The sequence below is a fragment of the Mycobacterium sp. genome, assembly GCF_050701675.1.
Lineage (GTDB): Bacteria > Actinomycetota > Actinomycetes > Mycobacteriales > Mycobacteriaceae > Mycobacterium.
On record NZ_JBOGDD010001099.1, the window covers coordinates 1 to 8,946 of the forward strand.

At 67.0% G+C, this 8,946-nt stretch carries 8 protein-coding genes; 5 read left to right on the plus strand and 3 right to left on the minus strand.

Going from position 1 to position 8,946, the window contains the following annotated elements:
* The 3 genes from ACRDUX_RS33925 to ACRDUX_RS33935 all read left to right on the plus strand — a co-directional run.
* Positions 1–1,672 (plus strand): thioester reductase domain-containing protein (locus ACRDUX_RS33925; RefSeq protein ID WP_526420767.1); only part of this gene is annotated, 1,672 nt, incomplete at its 5' end.
* Between the two features lie 211 nt (positions 1,673–1,883).
* On the plus strand, positions 1,884–3,158 hold the full coding sequence (locus ACRDUX_RS33930) for a molybdopterin-dependent oxidoreductase (RefSeq protein WP_526420777.1): 1,275 nt from the start codon (positions 1,884–1,886) through the stop codon (positions 3,156–3,158).
* Positions 3,158–3,667, plus strand: a complete 510-nt coding sequence (locus tag ACRDUX_RS33935) for a hypothetical protein (protein WP_526420768.1) — start codon at positions 3,158–3,160, stop codon at positions 3,665–3,667. The genes ACRDUX_RS33930 and ACRDUX_RS33935 overlap by 1 nt, the downstream gene beginning before the upstream one ends.
* Here the strand turns inward: ACRDUX_RS33935 and ACRDUX_RS33940 are convergent.
* Positions 3,627–5,258, minus strand: coding sequence for an acetolactate synthase large subunit (locus ACRDUX_RS33940; RefSeq protein ID WP_526420779.1), 1,632 nt, complete (start codon positions 5,256–5,258; stop codon positions 3,627–3,629). The two genes, ACRDUX_RS33935 and ACRDUX_RS33940, sit on opposite strands and share 41 nt — an antisense overlap.
* Positions 5,259–5,431: 173 nt before the next feature.
* Between ACRDUX_RS33940 and ACRDUX_RS33945 the strand changes: the two genes are divergently transcribed.
* The gene (locus ACRDUX_RS33945; RefSeq protein ID WP_526420770.1) at positions 5,432–6,328 is read left to right on the plus strand and encodes an alpha/beta hydrolase family protein; all 897 of its coding nucleotides are present in this window, start codon (positions 5,432–5,434) and stop codon (positions 6,326–6,328) included.
* On the opposite strand, the gene ACRDUX_RS33950 is transcribed toward ACRDUX_RS33945, so the two are convergent.
* A complete protein-coding gene (locus ACRDUX_RS33950; protein ID WP_526420772.1) occupies positions 6,325–6,930 on the minus strand; it encodes a TetR/AcrR family transcriptional regulator in 606 nt (201 codons plus the stop codon). The genes ACRDUX_RS33945 and ACRDUX_RS33950 overlap by 4 nt on opposite strands.
* A gap of 98 nt (positions 6,931–7,028) precedes the next feature.
* On the opposite strand from ACRDUX_RS33950, the gene ACRDUX_RS33955 reads away from it, so the two are divergent.
* Positions 7,029–8,237, plus strand: a complete 1,209-nt coding sequence (locus tag ACRDUX_RS33955; RefSeq protein WP_526420774.1) for an alpha/beta hydrolase family protein — start codon at positions 7,029–7,031, stop codon at positions 8,235–8,237.
* A gap of 7 nt (positions 8,238–8,244) precedes the next feature.
* On the opposite strand, the gene ACRDUX_RS33960 is transcribed toward ACRDUX_RS33955, so the two are convergent.
* Positions 8,245–8,946 (minus strand): transglutaminase-like domain-containing protein (locus ACRDUX_RS33960; protein ID WP_526420776.1); only part of this gene is annotated, 702 nt, incomplete at its 5' end.

Consider the following 8,946-nt stretch of genomic DNA (forward strand, 5'->3'; position numbering starts at 1 on the left):
TTACGGAGCGGTTCTCGAGCAGATGTACTCCGAGCTCGACACCGCAAGGGCCGACGAACTGCGCGCGTTGCGTGACTCGGCTGCCGATCAGCCGGTGGCCGTCTCCGTCGGCCAGGCGGCCCAGGCATTGCTCGGAATCTCGGGTGCCGCACCGGATCAGACGGCCCAGTTCCTCGACCTCGGCGGTGACTCGCTGTCGGCGCTGACGTTCTCGAACCTGTTGCAGGACGTCTTCGGCGTCGCGGTCCCGGTGGGCGTCATCATCGGCCCGACGACGCTGGCCGACATCGCGACCTACGTTGACAAGGAGCGCAGCGGCGTATCCACGCGGCCGACGGTGAGTTCGGTGCACGGACCGGGTGCCGACGTGATCAGCGCATCGGACCTGAAGCTGGAGGCATTCCTTCCCGGTGACCTCCTCGCGAACGCCGTCGAACTCCCACCGGTGAAGACCGGCGAGCCGCGAACCGTTCTGCTGACCGGGGCCAGCGGATACCTCGGCAAGTTCCTCGCGCTGGACTGGCTGCAGCGCCTGTCCGAGTCGGACGGGACACTCATTTGCCTCATCAGGGGCAGTAGCCCAGCGGCAGCTCGGGCGAGGTTGGACGATGCGTTCTCCGACGGTGACCCGGAACTGCTCCGCCGCTTTCGCGAGCTGGCCGCCGACCATCTCGTCGTGATCGTCGGCGACGTCGGCGAGCCGCACATGGGTCTCGAAGAAGAGAGCTGGCAGCGGCTTGCCGACTCCGTCGACCTCATCGTGCATCCCGCCGCGCTGGTCAACCACGTGCTGCCCTACTCACAACTGTTCGGCCCCAACGTCGTTGGCACGGCCGAAGTGATCCGGCTGGCGCTCACCACGCGGTTGAAGCCGATCACCTACGTGTCCACCGTGTCGGTGGCGATGACCGTGGAGCCGCACCGCTTCACCGAGGACGGCGACATCCGCACGATCAGCGCCGTCCGCCCCATCGACGACTCCTATGCCAACGGGTACGGGAACAGCAAGTGGGCGGGCGAGGTGCTTCTCCGGGAGGCCTACGACCTGTGTGGTCTTCCGGTGTCGGTGTTCCGGTCCGGCATGATCCTGGCCCACCGCAGCCATGCCGGACAGTTGAACGTCCCAGACATGTTCACGCGCTTGATCTTCAGCGTGTTGGCCACGGGTCTGGCGCCGACGTCGTTCTACGAGACCGACGCCGGAGGGCGCAGGCAGCGGTCGCACTACGACGGCCTTCCCGTCGACTTCGTCGCCGAGGCCATCACCACGCTCGGCGCCGGGGCGACCACGGTCTCCGGCCAGGGATTTCATTCCTTCGACGTGATGAACCCGCACGACGACGGGGTGTCCCTCGACGTCTTCGTCGACTGGCTCTCCGAGGCCGGATACGCCATTCACCGCATCGACTCCTACGACGAGTGGCTGAACCGTTTCGAGACTGCGTTGCGGGCGCTGCCCGAGCACCAGCGTCAGCAATCCGTGCTGCCACTGCTGCACGCCTACGCCAGACCAGAAGCGCCGCTGCACGGCTCTCTCGCGCCGGCGGAGGTATTCCGGGACGCGGTTCGCAGCGCCAAAGTGGGTGCAGACGAGGATATCCCGCATCTGCAGCGGGAGTTCATCGAGAAGTACGCGTCGGATCTTCGGTTGCTGAAGGTGCTGACGCCGTGACGCCACGCACCTAGCCCGGGCCGGCGTTGCCCGACGTCCACCAACGAATCGCGGCGCAATACGTCATGCTCACGTCATGCTTACTGCGTAACGTCGCGGCGCCGGGGGAACACTGCCACCTGTCCGTTCCGCCCACGGCAACGAATAGGTACACGTGCAGACTTCGAAATCGAACGACGGCGATCCGCCCAGGCACGGCTTCCCGGCCGCGTTGTGGCGGACTCTTGAGAACCACCCGCCGCCGGGACTGTCGCGGATCCGGTGGCGCAGTCCGCTGCGTGGGCCGTGGTTGACGTCGGTCTTCGGCGCCGTGCTGCTGGTGGTCCTGCCGATCGTCATCATCACCGGCCTGCTGTCCTACATCGCCTACGGCCCACGTTTTGGCGCGGCCATTCCCGCCGAGGTCGGCTGGCTCAAGCTGCCCACGTTCGACTGGCCGAGCAACCCGAATTGGCTGTACCGCCTGAATCAGGGACTACACGTCGGTCTCGGGCTGATCATGGTCCCGTTGGTGCTGGCCAAACTGTGGTCGGTCATCCCGCGTCTGTTCTCGTGGCCGCCCGCCAGGTCGGCGGCGAACGTGCTGGAACGGGTCTCGCTGCTGATGATCGTCGGCGGTGTGCTGTTCGAGATCGTCACCGGCGTGCTGAACATCCAGTACGACTACATCTTCGGGTTCAGCTTCTACACCGCCCACTACTTCGGCGCGTGGGTGTTCATCGCGGGGTTCGTCGCGCACGTCGCCATCAAGCTGCCGACGATGATCCGCAGCCTGCGGTCGCGGTCATTCCTCGGCGTGCTGCGGACCTCGCGGGCGGACACGGTGCCCGAGCCGCTCGACGAGGACGGTCTGGTTGCGACGGATCCCGATCCGCCCACCCTGAGCCGCCGCGGCATTCTGGCCGTCGTGGGCGGCGGGTCGTTGCTCGTCGCGGTTCTGACCGCGGGGCAGACCATCGGAGGGTGGACCCGCCACCTGGCGGTGCTGCTGCCGCGTGGCCGCAGTTACGGCGACGGCGCGGGCGACTTCCAGATCAACCGCACCGCCGCCGCGGCTCGGATCAACCCCGCGCTGACGGGCGATCGATGGCGGCTGCAACTGATGGGGGGTCCGCAACCGCACGTCCTCGACCGCGCGATGCTCGCCGCGATGCCCCAGCACACCGTGGACCTGCCCCTTGCCTGCGTCGAGGGTTGGTCGACTTCTCAGACGTGGAGCGGGGTACGGCTGGCCGACCTCGCCGCCGCTGCGGGGCGGCCCACACCCGGCTCGGCCGTGGTGTCGTCGCTGGAGCGTTTCGGGGCGTTCAACCATGCCAGGCTTCAGCGCAACCAGGTGCTCAATCCCGATGCGCTGCTGGCCTTCCGGGTCAACGGCGCCGACCTGACCCTCGACCACGGTTATCCGGCCAGGATCATCGTGCCAGCTCTTCCTGGGGTGCACTGTACGAAATGGGTTGCCTCCATTGAGTTTCGGGAGACCTGATGTTCGCTTTGGTGAAGAGGCTCTACGGCGAGAACCTGCTGCATCTGATCGTGCTCCTTGGTGCACTGGCCCTGGTGGCGTACGCGGTCTCGGTGCTCGGCGTGCACAACCTGTTCAATCCCAAGGTGTGGTGGCAGTCGATCGCCGTGTGGTTCGCGGTGGCCGTGATCGGCCACGACCTGATCCTGTTCCCGCTCTACGCCCTGGCAGAGCGGTTGCTGCCACGGGCGCGGGCCCGGCGGGAAGCCAGTGCCCACCCGCGCCGGGTGCCGCTGACCAACTATCTCCGGATGCCCACGCTGGCAACCGGTTTGACGTTCGCGCTGTTCTTTCCTGGGATCATCCAGCAGGGCGCCTTCACCTACCACGCCGCGACCGGCCTGACCCAGGAGCCGTTCCTCGCGCGCTGGCTACTGCTCACCGCGGGGTTCTATCTCGCCAGCGCCGTCTGCTACGTCGTGCGCAGCGTCATGACCAGGACTCGTCCAGCTCCCCAAGCGACGCGATGAGCGCGCTGTTGGCGGTGTAGTCGACCGGGCAGGCGATGACGGTGACCGTGTCGGCCGCCAGTGCCTCGCGCAGGGTGGGGAGCAGCTCGTCCGCCGACGAGATGCGGTAGCCCTTGGCGCCGAAGCTCTCGGCGTAGGCGACGAAGTCGGGGTTGCCGAACCGCGTGTCGACGTTGTGGCCGATCTCCAGGTCCATCTTCCAGCTGATCAACCCGTAGGCGTCGTCGACCCAGACGAGGATCACCATGGGGGTGCCGACGCGCAGCGCGGTCTCGATCTCTTGGGAGTTCATCAGGAACGCGCCATCACCCGTCGCGACCAGCACGTTGGCCGTCGGCCGCGCGATCTTCGCCGCGATCGCGCCGGGCAGAGTCCAGGCCATCGTCGAGAGCCCGTTGGAGATGAGGCAGGTGTTGGGCTCGTAGGTCGGGTAGAGCCTCGCCATCCACATCTTCAACGCGCCGGTGTCGACCAGCACGACGTCGTCGCGCGCCAGAGCTGCCCTGGTGTCGGCGACGATGCGGGCTGGCGCGAGGGGGAACCGGTCGTCGTTGCGGCCGCGGTCGAGTTCCTGGGAGAGCAACTGTTGGATGCGCTCCTGGCCCGTTGCGGGCGGATGGTCGCGCTCCACGGCGTCGGCGAGGGCATCGAGGCACCGCCCGATGTCGGCGTGCAGGCCGACCGCGACGTCGTAGTGGGCGTCGACTTCGGCGGGGAAGCGATGGATGTGGATGATCTTGGTGTCACCGCGGGGGTTGATGCGGACCGGGTCGAACTCCTGAAGCTCGTAGCCCGCCGCGACGATGACGTCGGCCTGATCGAACCCGAAGTTGACGTAGTCGTGGCGCATGAAGCCGACGGCGCCGAGCGCGAGTGGGTGGTCGTCGGGCATGACGCCCTTGCCGTGAAACGTGGTGGCGACCGGCATGCCGAGCGACTCGGCGAAGCGGCGCACGGCGTCCGACGCCTCGCCCCTGGCAGCGCCGTGACCCGCCAGCAGTACGGGATTCCTTGCGGCGCGCAGAATCTCGGCAGCGCGTGCCACCTGGGCGGCCGATGGGTCATCTGGTCGCGGCACGTTGACCCGCAGCGGTGTCGCCGCCGCGGGGGCGTCGGCCGACTCGACGTCCTCGGGCACGGCGAGGTATACCGCACCTGGACGCTCGGTCTGGGCGAGTTTGAACGCCTTGCGAACCATCTCTGGTACCGCGGCCGGCGTGGCGACCAGCGCCGACCACTTCGTCACCGGCGCGAACATCGAGACGAGGTCGACGCCCTGATGGGACTCCTTGTAGCTACGCCGCATCCCGACCTGCGCCGAGAGCGCGATGACGGGAGTCGAGTTGGTGGTGGCGTCGGCCACGCCGAGCAGGAGGTTGATGGCGCCGGGTCCGAGCGTTGCCGAGCACACGCCGGCGTTGCCGGTCAGGCGTCCGTACACCTCCGCCATGAATGACGCGCCCTGCTCGTGCCGGGTGAGCACGTAGTCGATCGAGGACCGGGACAGCGCGTCGACCAACCGGATGTTCTCCTCACCCGGTATCCCGAAGACGTGCGTGACGCCTTCGTTCTCCAAGCATTCGACGATCAACTCGGCCGTGGTGCGAACGGGTTCTGTCACCCCTCGACCCTATCGTCGACGTGTGCATCGAGACACCGACTACCTGCTAGCTGGTATGGCCAATGGGGGTGAGCGTCGAAGACGGTGACCGCCGCCAACGAAAGGATCAAAGGATCAGTCGGACCACCCGAAGGGGAGCAACCGTGGAGTTCGTCGTCGAGGACGTGGCCTGCTCGCGAGACTACTTCCCTCGGGCGGCCGAGCTACTCGACGATCCCTTCACCGAGGTGAGCATTCCGTACGAGGACGGTGAGCTGCCGGGTTATCTGTTCCTCGCCGACGAGGAGGGGAAGCCGCGCCCAACGATCGTCTACACCAACGGTTTCGCCTCCACCCGCGACGAGGGCTATTTCGGCATCGGCGCGGCGGCCCTGCGGCGTGGCTACAACTTCCTGGCCTATGACGGACCGGGTCAGGGTTCGATGATCCGCGAGAAGGGGGTGCCGATCCGCTCGGATTGGGAGAAGGTGCTGGGCCGGGTCGTCGACTACGCGCTTACCGTTCCCGAGATCGACGACGACGAGATCGTGCAGTTCGGCCACGGGCTCGGCGGTTACTTCGTGGCGCGGTACGCCTCCCACGATCACCGATCGGCGGCGATCGTCTGCAACGACGGGATGACGACGTTCTACGCCGCCTCCCCACCCATTCCCGAAACCGTCCTCGAACTCATCGAGGAGGGGTGCGACGGCGAGGCGATCCCCATGCTCGACGTGCTGATGAAGGAGGACACCAACGCGCGGTGGGCACTGCAGAACGGAAGGCGGATCTACGGAGTGGAGACCACCGCCGAGTACGTCCGCAGGACGGCCGAGTACACGCTCACGGCCGATGACATCGGCAAGATCCAGACCCCGGCCCTGGTGCTCGAGCGCGACGACAGCACGCCGTTCGCGGGGCAGGCGGCCAACTTCGTCCACGCCATGACGGCACCGGTGCACCACGTCGTGATGCGAAGCGCGGACCGCCATCGTCACGGCGGGGCGACGTCCGTCCTGCAGCAGACGGTGTTCGACTACCTGGATGGGACGCTGCGCTAGCCGGATGGCACGGCCATTGCCGTGACGACGGCGGTGGCGAGTCGGTCGCAGTACTCGGTGCTGACCTCTGCCTGCATGACGGCGAGCCGCCAGTAGAGCGGTCCGGCGAGAAGGTCCATCGCCAGGTCGACGTCGGTGTCCGCAGGCAGTTCGCCACGCCGGATCGCGCGCTCGAACAGTTCGGCCGCCTTGGCGCGACGCGGCCCCGCCACCGACTGCGCGAGCACCGCGGCGAGCTCGTGATTGCGCGTCGCCTCGGCGAGCATGTCGGGAATGATCAAGCGGGCCAACGGATGTGACAGCGCCGCCCGGCCGTTGTCGAGGTACTGCCTGACGTCACCGATCAGCGTTCCGGTGTCGGGGACGTCGATCGCCGCCACCGCGAAGTTGGAGACGAGGGCGATCGTCAGGTCGAGCTTGGATCGCCACCGCCGGTAGATGGCGGCCTTGCCCACGCCTGCGCGTTTGGCCACCGCGTCGATGGAGAGCCGACCGTAGCCGACCCGCGCGAGTTCGGCGAAGAAGGCGGATTCGATGGCGTCGGTCACGTCGTCCCGCAGTACCGGTCCGCCGGAGGTCCGTCGTGGTGCGGGTGGCGTCACGGCATGCAGCATAACCGAGACGGAACAGTTGCGTTCCGTTTGGCGTTGAGATCTACTAGTCGATACGGATCAGTATCGTCTCGTTTAAGGAGTGGGTCATGAAGTTCTTGTTCGACGACGAGTCGTTCTCGTACGAAACCCTGCGCGCGGCGAGCTTCGCCAACTACGGCGGCGCCGAGCTCGGCGAGGTGATCGTCACCGCCAGGGCCATCCCCGAAGGTGACGAGGTGGCCTGGCACCGTGAATGGAAGGCAACCGCGCAGCGGGTGGAGTCGATCGCACGCCATTCGCTCGCCGCGGGGCACGGCGTCAGCGCAAGGGAGGCGTTCCTCCGGGCCTCGAACTACTACCGCACCGCCGAGTTCTACCGCCGGGACGATCCGTTCAACGACCCCGAGGTGTTCGAGCTCTCCCGGCGCTCGCGGGACACCTTCCTCGGCGCGATGGCGCTCTACGGCTTCGCGTTCGAGTCGGTCTCGATTTCCTACGAGGGTACGACGCTGCCTGGCTACCTCTATCTCGTCGATGACTCCGGGCAGCCGCGACCCACCGTGATCTACAGCAGCGGCTACGACTCCACCCTCGAGGAGTCCTACTTCGCGATCGCGGCCGCCGCCCTGGCCCGCGGCTACAACGTCCTGGCCTTCGACGGGCCAGGGCAGGGCGCGGCGCTGCGGGAACAGCACCTGGTGTTCCGCCCCGACTGGGAAGCGGTCATCACGCCGGTCGTCGACTTCGCGCTCACCAGAAGCGAAGTCGATCCCGGCCGGATCAGCGTCTTCGGCTACAGCATGGGCGGCTACCTGGTCGCAAGGGCGGGTGCGTTCGACACCCGCATCGCCGCGCTGATCCTCGACGACGGCATCTACGACTTCCACGCCGCGATGGCCCACGCCCTGCCGCCGTTCGTGAACGACTGGATCGACTCCGGCGACGACGCGTCGGCGATCCCCGTCCTGGAGATGCTGATGGCGCGCGACACCCAGGTTCGGTGGGCGATGCGAAATGGACTGTGGGTCATGGGCCTTGACTCGCTCGCCGACCTCCCTCGGGTGTTCCGCCAGTACACGCTGGCGGGCGTGGCCGACCGGATCACCGCCCCCGTGCTGGTGCTCGATGCGGACAACGACCAGTTCCTGAACGGTCAGCCGAAACAGGCCGCCGAGGCGATGGTCAACGCGGACGTCACCCTGGTCACGCTCCCCGAATCGGAGGGTGCGGGCGAGCACTGCCACATGGGTGCGCTGGCCCGCGCGCACCAGACGATCTTCGACTGGCTCGATACCGCAGTGCCCCAATCGAACTGAAGTGGATTCACCCCGATTCGGGCACCTCATCGGTCCAGACCGTGAAACTCGTCAAGGCGTTGGGGCCGAACGTGTTACTGAGGGCGACGTCGGCGGCATCGCGGCCACGCGCGATCAACACCCTGCCGATGCGTGGAGTGTTGTTGCGCGCGTCGAAGGTGTGCCACTGGCCGCCGAGGAACACCTCGAACCACGCGGCGAAGTCCATCGGACCGTACGGCGGCGGCATGCCGATGTCACCGAGGTATCCGGTGCAGTAGCGCGTGGGGATGTTCATGCAGCGACAGAAGGCGACGGCGAGATGCGTGAAATCGCGGCAGACGCCGACCCGTTGGTTGAACGCCTCCAGCGCCGTTCGCGTGCTGTCCGCGCGTTGGTAGTCGAACGTGATGTGCCGATGGACGTAGTCGCAGATGGCCTGCACGCGGTCCCACCCCGGCGGTACCTGCCCGAACAGGTTCCATGCCGTCTGCGAAAGGCGATCGGTATCGCAGTACCTACTGCCCAGCAGGAACACGAGCGTGTCATCGGGCAGCTCCGGCACCGGAATCTCTTGAGCGTCGGGTACGAGCATGTCAGGGAGTCCACTGTCGTTGACGACCGCATCTGCGAAGACACGCGTGCGGCCCACGGGCGCGACGATGCGCGTGCACCAGTTGCCGAAGTCGTCGCGATAGGCGGCCATCGGGACCGGCGGCTCGACCAGCAG

Excerpts from the sequence above, each read along its gene's own strand:
- ACRDUX_RS33935 (WP_526420768.1), top strand. The coding sequence starts at position 3,158 with ATGTTCGCTTTGGTGAAGAGGCTCTACGGCGAGAACCTGCTGCATCTG.
- ACRDUX_RS33955 (WP_526420774.1), top strand. The coding sequence starts at position 7,029 with ATGAAGTTCTTGTTCGACGACGAGTCGTTCTCGTACGAAACCCTGCGC.